At 41.2% G+C, this 22,570-nt stretch carries 20 protein-coding genes; 18 read left to right on the top strand and 2 right to left on the bottom strand.

What is annotated here, in order from left to right; translation table 11 throughout:
• Positions 1 to 40 precede the first annotated feature (40 nt).
• Complete coding sequence (gene galU, locus L3V77_RS15585) at positions 41 to 916, bottom strand: UTP--glucose-1-phosphate uridylyltransferase GalU (protein WP_195704484.1); 876 nt, start codon at positions 914 to 916, stop codon at positions 41 to 43.
• A gap of 103 nt (positions 917 to 1,019) precedes the next feature.
• Entirely contained in the window at positions 1,020 to 1,643 is a 624-nt protein-coding gene (locus L3V77_RS15580; RefSeq protein ID WP_275134957.1) for a LuxR C-terminal-related transcriptional regulator, read from the bottom strand.
• Positions 1,644 to 1,959: 316 nt separating this feature from the next.
• Here L3V77_RS15580 and L3V77_RS15575 point away from each other — a divergent pair, with 316 nt between their 5' ends.
• From L3V77_RS15575 to L3V77_RS15490, 18 genes are all read left to right on the top strand, one after another.
• The gene (locus tag L3V77_RS15575) at positions 1,960 to 2,541 is read left to right on the top strand and encodes a single-stranded DNA-binding protein (RefSeq protein WP_275134956.1); all 582 of its coding nucleotides are present in this window, start codon (positions 1,960 to 1,962) and stop codon (positions 2,539 to 2,541) included.
• Positions 2,542 to 2,812: 271 nt separating this feature from the next.
• Entirely contained in the window at positions 2,813 to 4,804 is a 1,992-nt protein-coding gene (gene csrD, locus L3V77_RS15570; protein WP_275134955.1) for an RNase E specificity factor CsrD, read from the top strand.
• 18 nt (positions 4,805 to 4,822) lie between these two features.
• A complete protein-coding gene (locus tag L3V77_RS15565; protein WP_275134954.1) occupies positions 4,823 to 6,289 on the top strand; it encodes an MSHA biogenesis protein MshI in 1,467 nt (488 codons plus the stop codon).
• Positions 6,290 to 6,931 carry an MSHA biogenesis protein MshJ gene (locus L3V77_RS15560; RefSeq protein WP_275134953.1) on the top strand — a complete coding sequence of 214 codons (642 nt, stop codon included), beginning with the start codon at positions 6,290 to 6,292 and terminating at the stop codon, positions 6,929 to 6,931.
• Positions 6,932 to 6,983: 52 nt separating this feature from the next.
• On the top strand, positions 6,984 to 7,259 hold the full coding sequence (locus L3V77_RS15555; protein ID WP_275134952.1) for an MSHA biogenesis protein MshK: 276 nt from the start codon (positions 6,984 to 6,986) through the stop codon (positions 7,257 to 7,259).
• Positions 7,260 to 7,280: 21 nt separating this feature from the next.
• Positions 7,281 to 8,909: a pilus (MSHA type) biogenesis protein MshL gene (mshL, locus tag L3V77_RS15550; protein WP_275134951.1), complete on the top strand. Its 1,629-nt coding sequence runs from the start codon at positions 7,281 to 7,283 to the stop codon at positions 8,907 to 8,909.
• A 2-nt stretch (positions 8,910 to 8,911) separates the two neighbouring features.
• Positions 8,912 to 9,757, top strand: a complete 846-nt coding sequence (locus tag L3V77_RS15545) for an AAA family ATPase (protein ID WP_275134950.1) — start codon at positions 8,912 to 8,914, stop codon at positions 9,755 to 9,757.
• Positions 9,754 to 10,827 carry an MSHA biogenesis protein MshN gene (locus L3V77_RS15540; RefSeq protein ID WP_275134949.1) on the top strand — a complete coding sequence of 358 codons (1,074 nt, stop codon included), beginning with the start codon at positions 9,754 to 9,756 and terminating at the stop codon, positions 10,825 to 10,827. Before L3V77_RS15545 ends, L3V77_RS15540 begins: the two co-directional genes overlap by 4 nt.
• The gene (locus L3V77_RS15535; RefSeq protein WP_275134948.1) at positions 10,817 to 12,544 is read left to right on the top strand and encodes a type II/IV secretion system protein; all 1,728 of its coding nucleotides are present in this window, start codon (positions 10,817 to 10,819) and stop codon (positions 12,542 to 12,544) included. Before L3V77_RS15540 ends, L3V77_RS15535 begins: the two co-directional genes overlap by 11 nt.
• Positions 12,545 to 12,590: 46 nt before the next feature.
• Complete coding sequence (locus tag L3V77_RS15530) at positions 12,591 to 13,823, top strand: type II secretion system F family protein (protein ID WP_275134947.1); 1,233 nt, start codon at positions 12,591 to 12,593, stop codon at positions 13,821 to 13,823.
• Between the two features lie 107 nt (positions 13,824 to 13,930).
• Positions 13,931 to 14,284 carry a hypothetical protein gene (locus L3V77_RS15525; RefSeq protein ID WP_275134945.1) on the top strand — a complete coding sequence of 118 codons (354 nt, stop codon included), beginning with the start codon at positions 13,931 to 13,933 and terminating at the stop codon, positions 14,282 to 14,284.
• A 77-nt stretch (positions 14,285 to 14,361) separates the two neighbouring features.
• Positions 14,362 to 14,904, top strand: a complete 543-nt coding sequence (locus L3V77_RS15520) for a prepilin-type N-terminal cleavage/methylation domain-containing protein (RefSeq protein WP_275136794.1) — start codon at positions 14,362 to 14,364, stop codon at positions 14,902 to 14,904.
• 153 nt (positions 14,905 to 15,057) lie between these two features.
• The gene (locus L3V77_RS15515) at positions 15,058 to 15,546 is read left to right on the top strand and encodes a type II secretion system protein (protein ID WP_275134944.1); all 489 of its coding nucleotides are present in this window, start codon (positions 15,058 to 15,060) and stop codon (positions 15,544 to 15,546) included.
• Between the two features lie 106 nt (positions 15,547 to 15,652).
• Entirely contained in the window at positions 15,653 to 16,138 is a 486-nt protein-coding gene (locus tag L3V77_RS15510; protein ID WP_275134943.1) for a prepilin-type N-terminal cleavage/methylation domain-containing protein, read from the top strand.
• Positions 16,128 to 16,736 carry a prepilin-type N-terminal cleavage/methylation domain-containing protein gene (locus L3V77_RS15505; RefSeq protein WP_275134942.1) on the top strand — a complete coding sequence of 203 codons (609 nt, stop codon included), beginning with the start codon at positions 16,128 to 16,130 and terminating at the stop codon, positions 16,734 to 16,736. The genes L3V77_RS15510 and L3V77_RS15505 overlap by 11 nt, the downstream gene beginning before the upstream one ends.
• The gene (locus L3V77_RS15500) at positions 16,736 to 17,500 is read left to right on the top strand and encodes a prepilin-type N-terminal cleavage/methylation domain-containing protein (RefSeq protein ID WP_275134941.1); all 765 of its coding nucleotides are present in this window, start codon (positions 16,736 to 16,738) and stop codon (positions 17,498 to 17,500) included. Before L3V77_RS15505 ends, L3V77_RS15500 begins: the two co-directional genes overlap by 1 nt.
• Positions 17,490 to 17,960 (top strand): hypothetical protein, encoded by a 471-nt coding sequence (locus L3V77_RS15495; RefSeq protein ID WP_275134940.1) that lies wholly within the window; start codon positions 17,490 to 17,492, stop codon positions 17,958 to 17,960. The genes L3V77_RS15500 and L3V77_RS15495 overlap by 11 nt, the downstream gene beginning before the upstream one ends.
• A 2-nt stretch (positions 17,961 to 17,962) precedes the next feature.
• A complete protein-coding gene (locus tag L3V77_RS15490; protein WP_275134939.1) occupies positions 17,963 to 22,441 on the top strand; it encodes a DUF6701 domain-containing protein in 4,479 nt (1,492 codons plus the stop codon).
• Positions 22,442 to 22,570: the final 129 nt, after the last annotated feature.

Raw genomic sequence — 22,570 nt, 5'->3', positions numbered from 1 at the left:
GCTGCGGGATAGCAGCACTTTTGTCATAAGAAAAGATGATTTACATGTTTTTTTCAGTGGTTCGCTTATCCAACTCAACCTTTTGCTCATCTTTTTTGTAAAGATTTTGATAGCAATAGTTGGTTGCTTCTATGTAGCCTTCAACGCTGCCACAGTCAAAGCGGCGACCTTTGAATTTATAGGCCAATACACAACCCGATTTCGCTTGTTGTAAAAGGGCATCGGTGATCTGAATCTCACCGCCTTTGCCGGGTTCTGTATTTTCAATGATATCGAAGATATCAGGGGTTAGAATATAGCGGCCAATAATAGCGAGGTTACTTGGTTCCGTCCCTGGTTCAGGTTTTTCGACCATATCATCAACACGATAAATATCGTCTTTAATCATTTCTCCAGAGATAACACCATATTTGTGAATATCTTCTTTTGGTACTTCTTGTACAGCAACAATGGAGCAACGAAACTGCTTATAAAGCGCAACCATTTGAGTTAGTACACCATTGCCTTCTTCGTTTACACATAAGTCATCGGCTAGTACAACAGCAAAAGGAGCGTCGCCAATCAATTCTTTACCAGTAAGAATGGCATGACCTAAGCCTTTCATTTCTCGCTGTCGTATATAAGTAAAATGAGCAGAATCCATAATTCTACGAATATCATCAAGCAACTCTTCTTTATTGGTGCCGTTAATTTGATGTTCCAGCTCATAATTTTTATCGAAGTGATCGATAAGCGTATTCTTTCCACGACCAGTGACAACACACATACCAGTGAGGCCAGCTTCAATTGCTTCATCGACACCGTATTCGATGAGTGGCTTATTTACGACAGGCATCATCTCTTTAGGCATGGATTTCGTTGCTGGGAGAAAGCGGGTGCCATAGCCAGCAGCCGGAAATAGACATTTTTTGATCATAGATAAACCCTATACAGAACAATTCTTAATTATTATCGTTAGTAGAATATCACAGCGATATGAAAAATCTGTATATTTGGTTCATACAACTAAAAACTTTAGATCAAGGTAAATATTTGTGAGCCCATGCGATGGCTTGAGTTCTTTTAGACACGCTAATTTTTTTGAAAATTTTATACAGGTGAGATTTGACAGTGTGTTCACTGACAAAAAGCTCGTCGGCTAGTTTACTATTTGATAATCCAAGACGAAGACGTTCTAATACTTGTATCTCTCTTTGAGTTAAATTGATGCTATAGGGTTCGCTAAAGCGAAGAATCAGCGATTGGTAATACTCGATCAATTGATAGGATATATTTTCGGGAAGTGAACTTTTTCCCTTAAGTAGCCTATTTATGCTATCGAAGACCTCTTCATCATTAGTGCTCACATAGAAATATCCTCTTAATCTACCCAGTTTGACCAGCTCTGAAGTTGCAATCTTCTTAGGAGCATCATAAATCACAGTAAAACAATATTTGTTGCTTTCGGTCAGCGTCTCTATTTGCTTATAGACGTCTATCGCTGTTTTGAAATCAATGAAATATAAGAAAGTGCCACCTAGATAAATAGCGTCTTCGATTTCTGATGCCGATATCTCATTATAGTAGCTGTAGTGGTTGTTTTGTAACAACTTGTTGAGTTGGATTGAACAGTAAGAATCATTTTCAATGTGTACGATATTCATTTTATCCTTCATCGCACTTCTCTCTCAATTGGAAATGTTCTTCTACCTTAGCTTGATGGATTTTAAATTGTCATTGACTATCTCAGTGAATTAAATAAATCTGCGTATAATGTTGATTTTAAAAGATGAATATGGCCTGTTTGTTTCATCAACTTGAGTGCCCGCTCGAAAGATAATCAGAAGTTTATATGTGCAGTTGGTTCTTTAATTCATACTAAGTTCTGGCTTTGAGAGACAAGAAAGGTTGAGACTATTAAAGTTCATGGTATTCTTGTCGCCTTATATTTTTTAATAAAACATGTATACGGAGCAGATCATGGCGAGCCGTGGAATTAATAAGGTTATTTTGGTTGGCAACTTAGGTGGCGATCCAGAAGTTCGATATATGCCAAGCGGCGGTGCAGTGGCGAATATTACTATTGCTACTTCAGAAAGCTGGCGTGACAAGGCGACTGGAGAGCAGCGCGAAAAAACGGAATGGCACAAAGTTGCTTTGTTCGGAAAATTGGCAGAAGTTGCAGGCGAGTATCTACGTAAAGGATCTCAAGTTTATATTGAAGGTCAATTGCAGACTCGTAAGTGGCAAGACCAAAGCGGTCAAGACCGTTATACAACAGAAGTGGTAGTTCAAGGCTTCAACGGTGTAATGCAGATGCTTGGTGGTCGCCAAGGTCAAGGTGGTGCTCCAGCATCAGGAGGCCAAGGCCAACAATCTCAACAAGGAGGGTGGGGGCAACCTCAGCAACCTGTTCAGCAAGCACAAGCACCGCAACAACAAGCGGCACCTCAACGTGCGCCTCAACAGGCCGCTCAGCAAGCACCTCAACAAGCGCCTCAGCAGGCACAACCGCAATATAATGAACCACCTATGGACTTTGATGACGATATTCCATTCTAACGAATATCAACATTGACGTTCCAAATTGAGCCCGCTTTAGCGGGCTTTTTAATGTTAAAATAAAAGCGCTATTCTTTTTGGAGTCCTTAAGCATTCAACGAATGGATAAAACTCGTTACTGACTTTTGTATAAATTGAGAGCTAGATTCGAATTAATACGTAATCATGCATTCACATATCGTACAGAAAGGTTCATATTTACAAGAAGTAAGTAGAGCTAAAAGTGTAAACTGGATTCTGGGATAAAATAGTTAAAAGGATTTTGCTATTCATGCGTTACACCCCAACTCTTAAATTGAGTACAAGACTGACCGCTTTTGTCACCATTATCGTTATAGGTGCAATGTTTATTTTATTTGTTGGTGGAACACTTACATTTCGGAGTATCGGCCAAGAATATCTCAATCAACAAGTTGATGGCATCGTATCCGTTATCGACAAATCACTTGTTGAAGATAAAGATGTACAGAATATAGAAGGTTGGATACCTCTACTTTCCCAAGCAAATAATATCATAGAATTAGAGCTTTTATCTTCTCAAGAACGGGTCTACCACTACGTCAACAATTCTACTCAAATCGATACATCTCGTCTGTACGAAAAAAGTTATTCCTTAGAAAAAAATGACGGATTCTCTATCAATATAAAGGTTCTGTCGCCGTATCTAGAACAGAGTCATTCTTTTAGCGCTTTGTCGTCGGTATCTTTGGCTATTGCTCTCATTTTATTTTGCCTTTTTCAGGGTGTTAATTGGTTGAAAAAGCAACTTAGAGGCTCTGAACTATTAGAAGAAAGAGGAAGAATGATCTTGGCTGGCAGAGTCGCTCAATATGCTAAAGGTGATCACAAAGAATGGCCGTATACAGCAAGTGAAGCCCTTGATGTAATCATTGATGAGCTTCAGGATGCACGGCAAGAACGAAGTCGGTTCGATACTTTCATTCGTACTCACACCTTTTTGGATCAATTGACGGGTGCGGCAAATAGAGTGTTGTTTGATTCTAAATTGGAATCTGCATTGCAAGAAAGTGGTGCGATGGGAGCGATTGTTCTTTTTCGGGTTTACGACTGGGACAGTTTAACTGAAGGAGTGGATAAACAGCGATGTGATGAGTTCATCGTTGAAGTTGGTGGCGTAATTTCAAATATTGTTCAGCGTTTTCCTGACGTGGTATTTGCACGATATTTTGAATCAGAGTTTGCCGTTTTAATTCCTCATCAAAATGGTAAAGATATTTCAGTTCTGGCTAACCAATGCGTGCGTCAATTAGAGAAAGTATCACTGATAGACTCGATGGATAATGATAATTGGTGTCATATTGGGATCACCATGTATTCAGAAGGAGAGCGACGAGGTCATATTTTGAGTGAAGTAGAAACGGCATTAAAGAGTGCTGAACTACAAAACAGTAACAATTGGAGTCGCTTTCATAAGAAGGAAGTCATTGGCGATTCGCGTGGGACAGTGAGATGGCGTACATTATTTGATAAGTCCTTTTCGAATGAACGAGTACTTATCTTTGAACAGCCTTGTTATCTAATAAACCGTTCTTCATATAAAATCAAATTGTTGCACAATGAGTTGTTTGCAAGGATAGATGACGACGGTGTTGGTATATTAAAAGCCTCTAGATTTATGTCCGCTATTGAGCAAGTGGGCTATGAATCTCATATGGATCAATTGGTTGTCAAAACGATTCTCACATTTATTAAAACAACCACTCTTGGGACATGTTATTCTATAAACTTGAACGTTCTACCATTTAAAGATCGAATGAATTTCAGATGGTTAAGGGACGAACTGCTACAATTAACGGCAGAAACAAGAAGCAAATTAAGCTTTGAATTTGTCGAGGGGCAGATAGTCAATAATTTGGATTATATGCGACCTGTTGTTCGAATGATTTCAGGGCTAGGTTGTGAGGTTATAATAGGGCAGGCTGGACGAACAATAACCAGTACCCACTACATTAAAGACTTAGATATCGACTATCTAAAACTACATAGAAGTCTTGTTAAGAAAATAGAGCAGAGACAAGAAAATCAACTATTTATTCGTAGCTTAATTGGCGCTTGTGAAGGAACGAAAACACAGCTCATCGCTGTTGGTGTTGAGCGTGGAAAAGAATGGAATTGTTTGGTTGAATTAGGTGTTGATGGTGGCCAAGGAAGAATGTTCCAAGCCGAAAATCAGATCATCCCTAAACCTGAAGCTCCCAAGGTACAGGTTGGCGGTAGAAATCGTTGGCGTAAGAAGTTTTAAGGAAAATGTGTAAACTATATGAATGTTCGTTCACTATTTAGTAAATTAACTTCTTCATCTAATAATAAAGATCGACTTAGAATCGTCATTCAAGTTGATGCTATTTATATCAGGTCTTCTGATAAGGCCAATGAAGAGACGTTACTGTTTCCAATTGAGTCTAGTTGGGATGCGGCACTGAAAGTTGCGCTTAGTTCTTTTACCAGTAATAAGTATTCGGCAACGGTTGTTTTTAGCTCTAACTATTATCAAATTTATCAAATAGATAAGCCAGAACTTCCTAAAGACGAATGGTCGGTTGCGTTGCCGTTTCTATTGAAAGATCTGGTAAATGAAAGAGTGACGGATATAGTAGCTGATGCTTCTTTGTTGCCGGATGGTCGACGGGCACAGGCTTATGTTCTGAGTAAAAAATACCTAACTCCGCTTATTGGTATATTGGATAATGCGAATATTGCTTTGTCTCGAATTGTTCCAGAAGATGAAGTTTGGGGGTATGTACAGAGTGATGTAGATAATTTCATGCTGCTTTATCGCGGAATGAAAGACAGCTATAAAATAAGTGCTTTTGTAGAGACGAAAAATAGATTTCAAAGAGTCATTCGAGGTGTTGTACCGCCATTGACTGGAGTGGCTTCAAGTGAATTACAGCTCGATAGTATTGCTCTTGAATTGCAAAGATCAATCGATTACTTGTCATCTCAGTTGCGTGATGCGGCTCTCAATCATCTACTAGTACTTTGTGATGAGGACAATACGGAAGAGTTAGTTAGTGCTTTATCTGAGCGTTTGAGTGCTCAAGTTTCTGCGTTGAATATGGCTGACCAACTGTCATGTGGTCAGGTACTATGCAATACGCTTCCACTGATTCCTGATGACGGTATAAATCTATATCCTGCCCACCTTAAGCCTAAAAAAGAACGGTTCACTTTAAAAGCGGTTTTTTCGTCATGGCTTCTTCTTTCGTTAGTTATGGGGGGATATTACGGCTATATGAACTACGAATTAGCTGAGATAGATCAGGCGTTGACGGTAAAGACAAGGAACAAAGAACGATTAGCGGATGAATTTGAAACGCTTAGCTATCAAGTTGCGAATCATAAACCTAATCCAGCGAAGCTCAAAGCGATTGACAGGTTAACTGTTGACATTGATGCGAAAAAAGCGACGCTTAAGGCGATTAATCAATTTGATGATTCTTTGAAAGAAGGGTATTCCGGCGTCATGGCATCACTGTCTGAATTGGGCAGAGATGATATCTCGATATCTCATATAGAACTGAATGAGAAAATACTTAATCTCAAAGGGTTAGCAAGGACACCAAGTAGTGTTCCTAAATGGGTCAAGCAATTTAAAACGGAACTTAACCTGATAGGAAGAACTTTTGAAAGTTTGAATATTGGCCGAAACGAAGAGGACATCGTTACGTTTGAACTGGTGACTCAAGTTGAATCAAAAAATGCTCTTTCTGTAGGAGAAGAATAAATGCAGAGCTGGAACCAGCTGTCAGAAAAATTCGCATTGTTATCTCAGCGAGAAAAATGGTTAATTTCAGGTGGCGGTTTAGTCGCGCTATTTTTTATCCTACTCACTCTATTAATTGACCCTATTCAAAATCTAAGTACAGCAAAGAAGAAGCAGAACAAGGCTGAATCAATACTGATTACCAAATTCGAAACAGAAATAGCGGCGCTTAAAGAGCAATTACTCTCTGACCCTAATGTCGAATTGGATATACAATTAGAACGGTTATCTGATGAAAGTCAGGATCTTTCATTTGAGTTGGCTGAATTTGTAGGTGGGTTGCTCTCGCCGTCTGATATGGCTGAAGTACTTGAAACGGTTCTAGATAATAGCGTGACGCTTAAACTTATCTCGCTTCAGTCTCTTCCCGCAGAGGCAATCTTATCGGACGCCAACGAACATGCGGGCTATTTTATACATCCTGTTAGGTTAGAACTGACTGGAAAATATTTTGATATTAAGGCTTATCTTGCAGCATTAGAGTCGATGAAGGTGAGATATTTTTGGCGCAGTTTTGAGTATGAAGTTGACGCATACCCTAAAGCGAAATTAGTGCTGGTGGTATATACCTTAGGAACAAGACAGGAGTTCATTGGTGGTTAATTGTCGAATGAATTTGGTGGGATTGTGCCTGATATTTGTTGCATCGAATACGGTGGCAGCTCAAGACCCAACAGCCCCTTTAAATTGGGTAGCACCTAAGACGGCTGTTAGCAAAAAAACAAAAAAAACATATCCGGTGCCTATTCTGCAAAGTATTGTGTGCAGAGAGGAATCTAATTGTTATGCGGTGCTGGATGATAAGTTGGCCAATGTGAACGATCTCATTAATGGTTACAAAGTAAAAAAGATCACACAGAAAGAAGTAACAATAGTGCGAGGAAATGTTGTGCATCATTTGGCTCTGTTTAAATTAGATATAAAGAATTAGAACTAAGGTTTGATACTTATTATGCGTAAAGTTGTCGTTGGAATTATAATTGTGTCATTGATGGGGTGCTCAATGGGGCACCGAGATCCTGTTGAGATAAAGCAAGAACTTAATGAAGCTGCGAATAATGCCAATAATCGAAGTCTTGATGAGTTGCCAGCTTCGGTTCAAGCAGATTTGATGCCAGAACTAGATAACAATACAGGTATCGCTTTCACCTCTTTAAAACGATTCAGAGTTCAGGCTGATGGCGTTGAAGCCAAAACATTTTTTGCCAGCATCATTAATGATACGGAATATAGCGCCGTAATTCATCCTAATGTTTCTGGTCGAATGACGGTTAATTTATCGGATGTAACCTTGGATGAGGTACTTAATGTTGCAAGAGATATGTACGGTTATGACATTATTAAAACAGGAAAAATCATACAGGTTTACCCTGCAGGGATGCGTACAGAAACCTTACCTGTTGATTATCTGCAACTAAAAAGGAATGGTCGCTCATTAACCAGTATTACGACCAGTACCGTCTCTACAGAAGATGATGACGATAATAGCGATAGTGATTCTAATTCGAACTCGTCAAATTCGAACCGTTCATCGAATTCCAATTCTAGCTCAAGCAGCAATACCGGCGGAACAACCATTGAAACCACAAGTGAAAGTGATTTTTGGTCTCAGCTTCAAAGCACAGTAGAGAGTCTAATTGGCTCTGAAGACGGAAGAAGCGTGACCGTAAATCCGCAAGCCGGTGTCTTAACGGTTAGAGCGCAACCTAGTGAAATTCGGGATATTAAGCAGTTTTTGAGTATCTCTCACGAGAGATTGCAACGACAAGTGATTTTGGAAGCCAAGATATTAGAAGTGACACTCAGCGATGGTTACCAACAAGGTATCAACTGGTCAAATATCGGTGCGTCTATAGGCAGCGGTTCAGTTGATATTGCCAGAACGGCTGTGTCCACAATATTACCAGGGCAAGATACGATAGGCGAACTTCTAGGTGGTCAAACCAATGTCACCATCTCCGATGGCAATTTTGAGGCCGTGTTGAGTTTCATGTCAACGCAGGGCGATCTTAACGTGCTTTCGAGCCCGCGCGTAACAGCAGCTAACAACCAGAAGGCCGTAATCAAAGTTGGAGTAGATGAGTACTTTGTAACTGGAGTCACAATAGATTATATCGAAGTCGGAGATACAAGTACTCCAACAACGGAGTATGAGTTAACGCCATTTTTCTCAGGTATATCTCTAGATGTGACTCCTCAGATAGACGGAAAAGGAAACGTCATGTTGCACGTTCATCCTGCCGTCATTGATGTAGAAGAGAAAACCTATGAATTTCTTAACGATGCCCCGATGGCTCGCTCATCGATTCGGGAGTCCGATTCAATCATCAGGGCGCGAGACGGTGATGTTGTCGTGATAGGTGGTTTGATGAAATCGAATACCTTCGACAGGGTATCAAAAGTGCCGTTGTTAGGTGATATTCCTGGGCTAGGTCACTTGTTTAGAAACACATCTGAATATACCGAAAAAACAGAGCTAGTTATTTTACTTAAACCAACGGTTGTTGGTGTACATACATGGCAGCAGGAAGTAGAACGTTCTCGTGATCTTTTGCAGGAGTGGTTCCCCGACTCGGAGTAATCATGTACCAAACCTTTTTTGGCTTTGAAAAAACGCCATTTGGATTGACTCCAATGACCGAGCTATTTCAAGGACTAGCGCCACACTATGAAGCACTCCAGACGGTCATGTCTGCGGTGAAGATGGGTGAAGGTGTGATAAAGGTTACAGGCGAGGTAGGGACTGGAAAAACCATGGTTTGCCGTATGTTAATAAATCAGCTGCCGAATAATGTTGGGCTGGTTTATCTACCCAACCCCGTTCTTTCAGGTGAGGGTCTACGTTCTGCGATTGCGAAAGAGTTAGGTATTGGGCATGTCGAACCGGGTCAGATGGTTGATGCGATTCAAGATAAGTTGTTGGAACTCTCTTTACATGGAAAGCAGGTAATCACTTTGATCGATGAAGCTCAGGCATTGAGTGATGAAGCTTTAGAGACGCTGCGTTTGTTCGGTAACTTGGAAACGGAAGACAAAAAGCTCTTACAGATCGTTCTGTTTGGTCAGCCAGAATTGGATGAGCGTTTGGAAGCGAATCATATGCGACAGTTCAGACAACGAATTACTTTTAGCGCCAAGTTACGTCCACTGACCATTTCTGAGGCATGCGCCTACATACAATATCGTATAGAGATGAGTGGTGGAGACAAATTACTCTTCTCTTTAAATCAGAAAAAAGCGATATGGAAAGCAAGCAAAGGTATACCTAGACTGATCAATCAGATTTGCCATAAAAGTCTGATTCTAGCGTTTGGAAATCAAGAAAAAATAATAAAAAACCAATTTATATACGACGCAATTCAAGATACCTATGATGCGCTCAAACCAAAATACAAAACGCCGATATTATGGGGTTGGAGACAGACATGAGTGTGATTAATAACGCCCTAGCCGACATCGCGAATAAAGATGTAGACAAAGTATCAAAGATAGTGAGAGCAGAAATTACGGCAGTGAAAGGTGCGAGTAATTTGGCTTGGGCGGTCGGTGGGTTTACTTTAAGCCTATGTATTGGTGGTTGGGCCGTTTCGCAACAGATGACAACAATTAGCACACCAATAGCAGAGCCATTATCTATACCGACACAAGATGCTCAATTAATCCAGCCAACGATAGTGACCTCGGTGAACTCTTCGCCAACGTCAAAGGTAATCGAGAATGCAAACATCAGTGTCTATGCCGAATCAACAGCGACAGAAGCCACCAATATCGCTGTACCAGTCTTAGTCGCGCAGGTATCGACGCCAGCAAAGCAAAAAGATACCCCAATTAAGCCATCCATGACGATCGTTGAAAAAGAGAGCTCTATAGGCGCAGGTACCATGGCGGTGGAACAAGTAGAACTGAGCCCTCTGCAGTTGGCTAATTATGCGATTGAAAGAGGAAAAAAAGAGCTTGATAGTAATAATTTAGATGGCGCTATTACCGAATTTGAAACCGCACTGAGGTACCAATCATCGGATGAAGAAACACGTAAGCGGCTGGCTGCACTCTATTATGGCAAAAAAAATCTACGCAAGTCGGCCGAGTTATTACAACATGGAATTAGACTAAATGAAGACAGCCAGGTACTTCGCATTGCTCTATCTAAAATCTTAGTAAAGGAAAATCAACCTGAAGCTGCGTTGAGTCCATTAATCTATTTACCGCAGAATGTGGATACTGATTATCTTGCGATGCGTGCAGCGCTTGCTCAGCAAATTAAGAATTCAGCTGTCGCATTTGAAACCTATCAAATGTTAGTAGAAAAAGAGCCAGATAATGCACGGTGGTGGTTAGGGTTAGCCATTCAGCAAGAAAGGAAAATGATGTACCCAGAAGCGAAAAAATCGTATCTAGAAGCAACGGAAAGAGTGGGTGTCTCAAAACAGACTCAATCATTTATACGAGATCGCCTGAACATTCTCAATAGTCTAGAGGACGCGTCTGGTGCAAATTAAACTAAGAAAAAGACTCGGTGATTTGTTGGTAGAAGAGGGCATTATCACAGAGCAGGCTGTTGAACAGGCTCTACTTGCTCAAAAAAAGACCGGTAGAAAACTTGGCGATACGCTTATTCAGTTGGGTTTCTTAACTGAAACACAGATGCTGGAATTTCTTTCTCAGCAGTTGTTGTTACCCGTTATAGATCTCAGTCGTGCTGATATCGATATAGATGCGGTTCAATTACTACCAGAGGTACATGCTCGTCGACTTCGTGCTCTCGTTATTGGTAAAAATGGAGATACATTGCGAGTTGCAATGAGTGATCCCGCTGATTTGCCTGCGCAAGAGTCACTCTTAACAAGGCTTTCTCAATATACGTTAGAGTTTGTTATTTCATTGGAACATCAACTCGTTGATGGCTTTGACCGCTATTATCGCCGAACCAAAGAGATCGCTTCATTTGCAGAGCAGCTACAGGCAGAGCATCAAACGACGGATTCGTTTGATTTTGGTCTGACGGAAGGTGCCGATAGTGATGAGGTAACCGTTGTTAAGCTGATCAACTCTTTGTTTGAAGACGCCGTACAAGTAGGTGCCTCTGATATCCATATCGAACCGGATTCGAATGTGTTGCGTTTAAGGCAGCGAATCGACGGTATCTTGCATGAAACGTTATTGAATGAAGTTAATATCGCCTCAGCATTGGTCCTTCGATTAAAACTGATGGCAAATTTAGACATATCGGAAAAAAGGCTGCCTCAAGATGGTCGATTTAATATTCGGTCTAAAGGCCATTCCATTGATATACGTATGTCTACTATGCCCGTTCAACATGGTGAGTCGGTTGTCATGCGTCTTTTGGATCAAACAACAGGGGTTCGGAAGTTAGAAGAATCAGGACTACCAAAAGACCTTCTCGAAAGGTTTAGGCATCAGCTCAAGCGTCCACACGGCATGATATTGGTCACTGGCCCGACAGGGTCCGGGAAAACAACGACACTGTATGGTGCACTGTCAGAATTAAACGACGCGTCTAAAAAGATAATCACGGCAGAAGATCCCGTTGAATATCGATTGCCAAGGGTTAATCAGGTTCAAGTTAACCCAAAAATCAATCTAGATTTCTCAACCGTTCTGCGGACGTTTTTACGCCAAGATCCAGATATTATCCTTGTGGGTGAGATGCGAGATCAAGAGACCGTTGAAATTGGGTTACGTGCCGCATTAACTGGTCACTTAGTTTTGAGTACTTTGCATACGAATGATGCTGTGGATAGTGCTCTTAGGATGATCGATATGGGGGCGCCAGGTTATCTTGTCGCAAGTTCCGTAAGAGCGGTGCTCGCTCAACGATTAATTAGGAAGATCTGCCCAGATTGTAGTACGAAGGCAGAACTAGATACCGCACAGAAAATCTGGATAGAGAGCCGATTTCCTAATCAGCTCGATGCTTCCTTCTCGAAAGGACGTGGATGTCAAAACTGTAACCTGACGGGCTACAAAGGTCGTATTGGTGTATTTGAACTGTTAGAGTTTGAAGAAGATATGATGGACGCCCTTCGTGCTGATGACACCGTTGGATTTGCAAAAAAAGCGAGAAAAGCGTCCGGGTATAAACCTTTGCTTACTTCTGCAATGGAGTTGGCTCTACAAGGTGTAGTGAGTGTGGATGAAGTATTAGGCCTTGGTGAAGGTGACGCTTCAGGCACTAAAGAACCTATCTATTTATAATCACGACAGGTCAACCGACCCTAATATGCGGAGTCAGAAATAATCCATGCCAAATTATCGATATCAGGGACGAAGCTCAGATGGCAAACAAGTGGTAGGAGATGTAGAAGCTCCCACTGAAGAGCTGGCTGCAGACACCTTGATGAATCGAGGGGTTATTCCTACCTCTATTACTATTGGTAGTGCGTCTGGCGGCGGAATAGCCAATTTTGATCTTGTTAAACTGTTTACGCCATCGATTCCGTTAGAAGTGCTGGTTATATTTTGTCGTCAGATGTATAGCCTGACTAAAGCTGGCGTTCCATTGCTACGATCTATCAATGGATTGGCCTCTAATACAGATAATAAACAACTTAAAAAAGCGTTAGAAGAGGTGGTGTCCGAACTGACTAACGGGCGAAATCTCTCGGCGTCAATGGGAATGCATAGCAACGTATTTAGCTCTCTGTTTGTTTCTATGATTAGCGTGGGCGAAAATACGGGGCGGTTGGATGAGGTATTGCTTCAGCTAAGTAATTACTATGAACAAGAGTTGGAGACGAGAAAGCGAATAAAAAGCGCAATGCGATATCCTACTTTCGTCATCGTCTTTGTTACGCTTGCACTCGGTATCTTGAACTACTTCGTCATCCCTCAGTTTGCCAGTATGTTTAGTCGATTTGGTGTTGACCTACCATTACCTACACGAATATTGATTGGCACGTCCAATTTTGTTGTCTCATATTGGGGGGCAATTATTGCTGGAATATTTGGTGCCTTATTTGCGTTTAAAACATGGACATCAAACCCTAGTGGCAGAGAGAAGTGGGATGGTTTTAGACTAAAAATGCCCATAGTAGGTAGCATTGTCACCCGGGCTCAAATGGCGAGATTTTCACGAACGTTTGCTCTCATGCTGAAATCAGGCGTGCCACTGAACCAATCCATTGCGCTATCAGCAGAAGCGATGGGAAATCGATTCCTTGAATTGCGACTATTGGCAATGAAAAGTTCAATAGAAGCGGGGGGTACGGTTTCAAATACCGCCATCAAAAGTGGTATTTTTACCCCATTAGTTATTCAAATGATCTCCGTAGGTGAAGAGACGGGTCGTATTGATGAGCTATTATTAGAAGTGGCCGATTTTTATGATCGAGAAGTTGACTATGATCTTAAAACATTAACCGCGAGAATTGAACCTATATTGTTGGTGTTTGTAGCCGGTATTGTATTGATCTTAGCGTTGGGGATATTTCTACCAATGTGGGGGATGCTGGACGCGATACAGGGAAAAGGATAGCCATTGTGATTCCGTCGGTATCACCTCGATTTGCAGTATGGCTATTATTGATATCCATATTGACGCTATCCGTTCTATCCATAGGGAATAAACTACAGGTTACAACGATGGAAACCGCGTATGCGGTCGCTGCAAAAAGAATGCTGAATAAAGCGAATTTCTATAAAGAGAACTGGTTGATTCAAAAACGGCCAGAAACGATGATAGTGGATAAAAAAGAAATTCATTTTAATTCAGAAGGTTGGCCCTTACCGATAAAAGAAGGTGTCATTGATTGTGGCTATTGGCTTTTGTTGTTAAATGAAAGTAAAGAGGTGTTTGGGCGTCCTCTAGACAGCATAAAAAGTGATAATATTAAAAATGACTATATTTGTAGTTATAGTTATACAGAACACGATGTTATAATATTGAAAATTATAGATAAAAAATTATCTATTAATATTGATACATCAATTAAATGAATTAGTTGACGCAAAATTAACCAAGTACATAAATTATGCATATAGAATGCGCTCCAGAAAAAAAGGTAGAAGACAGTATGAAAAAACAGACTGGTTTTTCTTTAGTTGAATTGGTCATTGTCATTGTTGTGGTCGGATTATTAGCCGTAGCGGCATTGCCAAAGTTTTTGGATATCACTGACGAAGCAAAAAAAGCAAGTATTGAAGGGGTTGCAGGCGGATTTGCAACGGCGGTGCTTTCTGCTCGAGCTCAATGGGAAGCAGAATCTAGGCCGCAGGTTAATAATGTTAATGTTGTCGATTACGACGGCGTCGACTTTATTCTCACCGATTCATCGAATAACAGTGGCTTTCGCGACGGTTATCCACTTGCTGTATCAAGTACGGCGAACTCGGGTGCAACAGGTGCAACAAACGCGATTTGTTTAGAGTTGATGGAAAACTTGCTTCAAAACCCACCAACGGTGGTTGAAAATGATACCTCGGATGCGGATGCAAGGTACTCTGCTGCGGCAACCAACAGTGGCACCTGCACCTACACACAGTTGGAAGGCTCGACTAATCATAATTTTGAGTACGACATAACGACAGGTCGTGTATTGGTGAACCTAACCAACTAACCGTTAACATGGCGATGTTTACTTTAAATATCGCTATTGATAAGTATTGTTGCTTGGCTATTACTTATAGTGACAGCAATGTAGACATTCATTAGTAAATTCAAGTATTCAGTTGGTCTGAGCTTGTTACATTTCATTTAGAGAGAGTGAGTTATGAAGAGACAAGGTGGTTTTACCCTAATCGAATTGGTTGTGGTCATTGTTATTCTGGGTATTCTGGCTGTTACAGCGGCCCCTAGGTTTTTGAACTTGCAAGAAGATGCACGTGTTTCGGCTATTCAAGGTCTATCGGGTGCAGTTAATGGCGCTGGTGGTATTGTATTTGGTAAGTCCGCCATTGAAGGTATCGAGTCGTTAGCGAAAGGCGCTACAGGCGCTTCAATTACTGAAGGTTCGACTACAATTAATACTGTATTTGGTTACCCTACTGCTACTGATTTGCCTGAAGCTGTTACTGGGTTGGGCAATGCTACGGATTGGGCTGGTTTTGTGAGCACTGATGGGACGACCTATAGAGCGACATTGGCTTCTGACTCAATTACGGCATATGCAGGGATTACAAAATGTTATGTTGAATACATAGAACCAACTCAAAGTGGCAACACGCCAACAGTAAATGTCAACGTGACTGATTGTAAATAATGTGACGATGTGATGTGTTAATTTAAATATAAGGTCAGTAAACGTTGCTGGCCTTATTATTAACAACATATTTTATACTTAGCATTGATCTTTAAGTGTGGTATCTATGAAGTCGACCTCAGACAGTCACAACGGCTTTACTCTTGTTGAATTAGTCGTTGTCATTCTCCTTCTTAGCATACTTTCCGTCTATGCGGCTAGCCGCTATATCGGTTCCTCCAGTTTTTCTCCTTACGCCGCTCAAGAACAAGCCATATCGATCATACGCCAGATCCAGCTTGGTCGTATGCAATCGAATATAGATAGTACCAATACCCTTTCAGACGAATACCGTTTATCCGTCGTCAGTAATACCAGTAATACCATTAATACCATTAGTTGTTTAGGTTCCGTAGCCAGCTGCAGTGCCACTGATAGTTCACGTAGTAATAACCTAGTATTACCTGAAGAGGTAACCTTTGAACCCAGTATGACGGTGGATTTTGACCTGCTAGGCGAACCGACACCAAGTAATGTAAGAATTGATATAAAAAGCCCTACGGAAACCGTCGGTGTTTGTATTAATAGCGTAGGGTATGTTTATGGTTGCTAATCGTTTTGCTATAAAATCGGCTGGGTTTACTCTAATAGAGAGTATTGTTGCTATCGTTATTATCGGTATTGCGATGGTGTCATTGACTTCGTTTCTATTCCCGCAGATAGAAGACTCTGCTCGCTCACATTACGAAGTCCGCGCCTCTGCATTAGCCAACAGCTTAACAACAGAAATTTTAGCCAGAGGGTATGATCATAATAGCGATCCCGATGGCGGGATCATTCGTTGCGGTGAAAATGATACCAACGGAAACGCTGTACCTTGTTCGACATCTTTAGGCCCAGACACCGGTACTGATGAGTTAGATGGCACGACTCGCCAACCGGAAAATTTCAATGACGTGGATGATTATATCGGTTGTTGGTATACAAATGACGCGAGCAAAGCGAATTGTAATGAAGAATTGAGCGAAGCTGGGAGCTTGAGTGATGTTTTAGGTAATTCTATTAGTAATGAATATCCAAATTTCACCGCTAATGTGACCGTTGATAAAGTGAGTGTTGGTGGTTCTAGCCAGTTTAAGAAAGTGAGAGTAGAGATTGTTGCGGGCAGTTATGGTTCGTACGATTTTGTTGCTCATAGAGGAAACTATTAATGAGAGTTAAAGGTTTTACTCTTATTGAAATGGTGATGACTATTATTATTATGGGCATCATCTTTATTGGTGCCAGTTCAGTAATAGAAATGGGGTCCAGAGGCTATGCGGATAGCATTGATAGACAGAGAATTCAGAATCAAGCTCGATTTGTAATAGAAAAAATAACACGAGAAATTCGTCACGCAGTACCCAATAGTTTTAATGTCGTGAACGATTCCCAAGGCGATAAGTGTTTAACCTTTTATCCTATCAACAATGCGGGTTTTTATTCACGAAATGAGGTCGATCGAACGCTTCAGTTCGTTGTTGATAATCAAGGGAAACGCATAAGCGGAGCGAGTGGGGATCGACTTACGATTAATCCGAGTCAACCCGGTGATCTTAGTGACAATAGTCGTTCACTCTCTTTAGCTGGGTGTCGCGATACCAATGTTACGAGCTGTATTGAGGTAGCCCTAAGTGCAGGGGTTTATGCGTATCAAGTAAATGACAATTTCGATAGCCACTCGATCGCTAATCGTTACTATACGTATTCTAATCAGGTGTCCTATTGTATTGCTAGCACTGGGGTTATTTCAAAAAGCGTGGGTTCAGGCAGTAAAAGTACGCTGGGTGATGGACTGCGCTTCTCTGGCAGTCAATTTTATTACAAAGAGCCGACCCTTCAGAGGGGAGGTCTAGTACATATGGATCTATTATTTGATAGCAATGGTGAAGAGAGCTCTTATAAACATGATGTGCAGGTGTTAAATGTCCCTTAAGCAGAGGTTCGGTGCTAAGTCGAAAAGGCAGCATGGGAATATGATCATTATGGCGGTGTTTATTGTCGTCGTGATGAGTTTGCTCGCCTCTAATTTAATGCGCATAAAATGGTCGAATCAGGATACGTTAACAAGAGAGAACTTGGGTACCCAAGCTTGGTTTTTAGCAAATTCGGCTAGTGAATGGGCGCTAACACGGCTATACCCAATTGGGGGTGATGGCAGCCTTTCAGAGCTTGTAACCAACTGTAGTTCCATTAGCGGTAACACGAGTGCAAGGGAAGACTTAAAAGAAGGACTGCCTTGTTCCACACCACAGGTAACCTGTACGGCACCAGTATCATCTCTGCCCGATGATCTTAAGTATTTCCGCGTAACGACCGTGGCTATTTGCAGCTCTGTCGCTATTTTTCAAGTGCAGCGTGAGCAAGAAGTTTGGCTTAGGGCTGTGGAGCAATGAATATGAAGTTCTATCTTACGATATCTTTGTTTTTATTCTCATCTGTTACTTGGGGGTTTGACCCTGGACCCGCGAATAATGCGAGCTGTTCAGTAAAAGGTCAGTCTGATTTTACTATCTATTTTGATCTGTATGGGGCTTTCTATGAGCAAGGCGTAGAAATACAACAACCCGGTAATCATGAAGATTTTTGGGTGCTAAGTACAAGTCAACCTCGAGCGTCCGGAGAAACGGCAGAAATATACGATACTGATTTATATAGAAATTGGAACACATTCCAGGACCAATATAACGCCGCTATTTCATATGATGCGTCAACGAATCAATTAAATTATTATCGTAAATCAATCAATACCAACACCTGGGGAGCGCCGCTAGATAGCATCACAAAAGTTCTAAAAAATGGCAATATAAATGTTGTTGGTGAGATATATGACACGACGAGTTTTAGCTGCGAAGATTCATTGCCTAATTTTGGTCGCCAATATAGCGATGATGCGGTATTTGAATTTGGGGTAGCAAGTTGTAATGGTGGGAGCTGTAATATTAGCTTTGACAATACATTCGATATTGTTCCGCTTGTGTTTGTTATGCCAACGGTTGATCCAGATATGGCGGACTCGGATGCACCCGCTACATTATCGGTTACCTCGGTGACTAAAATGGGGGCAAGTATCATCCAAGAGGTCCCACCATCAATCAATGGCTCCAGTTCTACTGCAATGACCTCGGTCAGTTTTCTCGCTATCGAACCAGGTGTCGCCTATTTCGATGGGAATAAAGTCTATGCAGATTATGCGGATATCAGTAGCGTAAGTACAAGTTCTTCAGTCAATACAACGAACGTCACCTTCTCTCAAATTCCAAGCTTTTCAGGTTTTTCGTCGACACCGGTAGTTTTAGGCCAGGTTCAAAGCAGAAATAATGACGATAAGTGGATAACCACGGCCATCGAAAATATAGGTCGAACGAGTGTGAATGTGGGCCTCGAATTATCGCGTTCGTCCGTTTCGAATTATACTTACAACTCAGAAAAAATCGCCTTTCTCGCCAGCGAAGAATTTCAAGGAACCATCGACTCATATTCAGTCGCTTTTAATAACGCGAGCTCTACCCTAGATACGCTTAGAAGTAATTCAACGGCACCAATAGCAGATAGTTGTATTGATTATACAACGACATCGGTAAGTTCCTTGACGGGAATAGTGGCAAACAAACAGACGAGAACGGGCAGTGATGGCGGATGGCTTCGTCGCTGTGATATCAATGGTAATCAGGTGAGTTTTGCAATAGACGAAGATACGAATAACTCGCGAGCTCGAGCTCATGTTTCTGAACAAGTAGGTTACTTTGCTTTTTATCAAGAGATGCCTGAAATCGGCACTTGCCAATATTTCCCTGCACCAGCTCAATCTTGGTATGTAAAAGGAACGACCCCTAATACCGACGATCGCTTAATGATGACTAACCCAAAAAACGATGATTATCACATTAGCGGTTGGCCAGCGACCTACGTGTACCAAAACTCGAATGACAATAAATACTATGTAAATACGGCGTTTGATGAAGTGTCTGATTTATCATACTCAACGAGTTATAGCTGTGATGCAGGGTATTGTGTAAGCGGACTTGATAATGTGGACAAAGTTGAGGTTGACCTTGAAGTCACTGATACCTTTCCAAGCGGAAATCTGACCATTGAGGGGCATAACGGTAATAATAGTAATAGTTATAAAAGAGTTTGCGAAGCTGGTAGCCAATATTGTAGTTATGATAAAAGTGGTCAAAACATAACCATTCAAATCTTGAAAGGAATGAATAATTTAAGCATTACTAACTTGAATAAAGAGACATTCACGATAATCTTTCCTGCTCAAGATGATATTAGAATTCGAAGATATGAGGTAAACGACTCACCTGTTACGACCGAATTTTCTAGTGGTGGGAATTATACGTTTGATTATTTTCGAATCAATACCGCTGGAAATACGATAAAAACAGGAACGGATACAAAAATATACATACGCACGAATATGTCTTTTAATAACCCCATTGATGTCATTCAAACTGGACTTCCTGATGATGTATCAATACTTGGTCCTAATGCGGCGATGAACATTAAGGTGAGTAGTGGTAGTCAATTTAAAGCCAAAATTCTTGCGCGAACACTGTTATTAGAGAACTCAGTTTTAGAAGGCGCGGCAACGGCGAAACAACTGTCTTTAAGCCAGGCTGGTGCAAAAATAATAGGCAATAGCAGTTGTTTTGATGGCTCGACACCGACCGAATACCAACTCGTCCTCGAACCGACTATTGACTATACACTCGTCTGTGATACCCAAGTATTACGATTTGAAGTCCGAGATCAAAACGGTTTGGCCAATGGTTTTTCTGGTGAGCTTTACGCGACAGCGACCAATGGTGGACTACTCTCCACTGATAATGTTACTTCTGGGGAGAGTTCTGGTCGTTTCCAGATAGATAATGGTGTGTTGATCCTATACCTAACAAAGATTAACTCTGGTGCAGTAGAGGTAATTGCAAGTCTGGTTAATCATTCTGATGTCGATCCAGAAAGTGGGCTTTATCAGTTTGTCCCTTTCAGTTTTGATGCAGATATACAAAAAGTAGTAGCAGGTAAAAGCCAACCGCTCTCAATTAAGGTACTTGCATGTGATGATGGTAGTGAAACCGCGGTTGATAACTACGATAAAAAATCTGTTCAGTTCATACATTCTCTACTCTCACCTCTAAACGGAAAATTAGGCAATCTCGAACTTAATAATGAATCTGGCACTGGAACACCAATAGATTTTGATGCTGGAGTTGCGGAAATTGATATTACTTATTGGGAGTCAGGTAAGTCGCTGATCCAGCTTTCAGACCCGAACTTTGACTGTTCAGGTCTTGATGGTTGTCCTATTGATGGGAACGGTAAGTTAAGTGGCGCTTTTGAAATTCATGCAAGACCTTGGACATTTGCAATCTGTGACGAAAATGGGTCAGTTATGGATGGAACCGCTAGTGGGGGACCGGCTTATAACGCAGCAGGAGATGTTTTTTCACTTAAAGTCATCCCTATCGTTTATATGGATATAGCGGGAGCCGAAGAGAAGTGCAATGCAAATAGAACAACCAATTTTTTTGTCAATGATGCAGAATCTGCAACTGTATATATCCGAGGGGAAAAGCGGAGCCCATCAAGTGGTGTTACAGGGACAGGTTCAGCTATGATTGTTAAAAATGATCAAGGTGATATCGTTAGTTCTGGTGAGAGTAAATCACATACAGACAACAGTGGCACCACCGATGCGCCGTATTATCTTTTTAATAATCTTTATTGGAATGAGGTCGGTAGCTTAATGATATCGGCCGATATTGATGACATAAGTAATAATAGTTCAAATCAGTATTTAGATATGGTCATCGATACAGGAACTAGAGAAATTGGTCGTTTTTACCCTCACCACTTAACCATAATTGAAGATAGCGATACTCTGTGGGATTACGCCGATGAGCATAATGATTTTGCGTATATGGGGCAGAATATAGGACATAGTTTCATTGTCCAAGCCGAAAGCAGCCAAGATGACAGCGATGGGAATGCGTTAATCACCACTAACTACGGTCTATTTACTGACGATAATATTGTTACGGTTACCTATAAAGCCACAGCCAACATCCCAAATAGTAATGGAAGTGATAATTGGGAGAACATTGAATCTACCCGTATATTACCAAGAGATCTTGAATGGACACCTTCAAATTGGGGGGACAATACGGGCCAAATAGTGGTTGGAATAAGTGATTTTAATGTGGTCAAAAATGGTTCTATTTTGGATGGGCCATTCACTAGTGGTAATGCCAATTTTGGATTAATTTCTGATCTGGTTGATAGCGTAAACTTCGAAACGTTAGATTTTGATGCCTATATTACCGGTGCGCTATCTGGCAAGCGTTTTTCAGAACAACCTGACTTTAGATATGGTCGTATGGTGCTCAGTGACGTTGGTGGCAATCAAGGTACGAACATCTCAATTCCTTTAAAAGTAGAATATTGGGATGGAGGTCAATTTGTAGTAAATAAAGATGATAGCGGAAGCGAGCTTAATTCTGATGCGTATTGCGCGCAATCTATTTGGTCAGACGTCGGCACCAACGCTAATGTGTTACTAGAACTAAATACAACGCCGTCAACAAATGAAGGCTCGGTCTCTGAGGGGCAATATGCTAAATTATTTGCAAAGCAGGGAACCAGTCGACGAGAGCAATTTAAGATTTGGCTACGTCAAGGCAATAATAAAATCTCGGACAGTGATGCGAGTTGCAGTAGCAATTATGTTGACCAACCTTGGTTACAATATTTCTGGAATGGTCCCGCCGAAGTGGAGGAAGATCCATCAACGATCGTCACATTTGGTATTTATCGAGGAAATGACCGAGTCATCTTCAGAGGCGAAAACCGATTTACAGGCCAATAAAAGGTAGAAAAATCGGGGTTTTGTCAGAAGGTTGTAAGAAAAAGCGAGATTAACCCCATGTTTGTGTAGCAATGCCTTGCTGTAATGGCCGTGCATTGGTACATTTAGTGCAATTTTGTCTTCTAATAT

Source organism: Vibrio sp. DW001, assembly GCF_029016285.1.
GTDB lineage: Bacteria > Pseudomonadota > Gammaproteobacteria > Enterobacterales > Vibrionaceae > Vibrio.
This window is presented reverse-complemented; position numbering and strand designations above follow the sequence as displayed.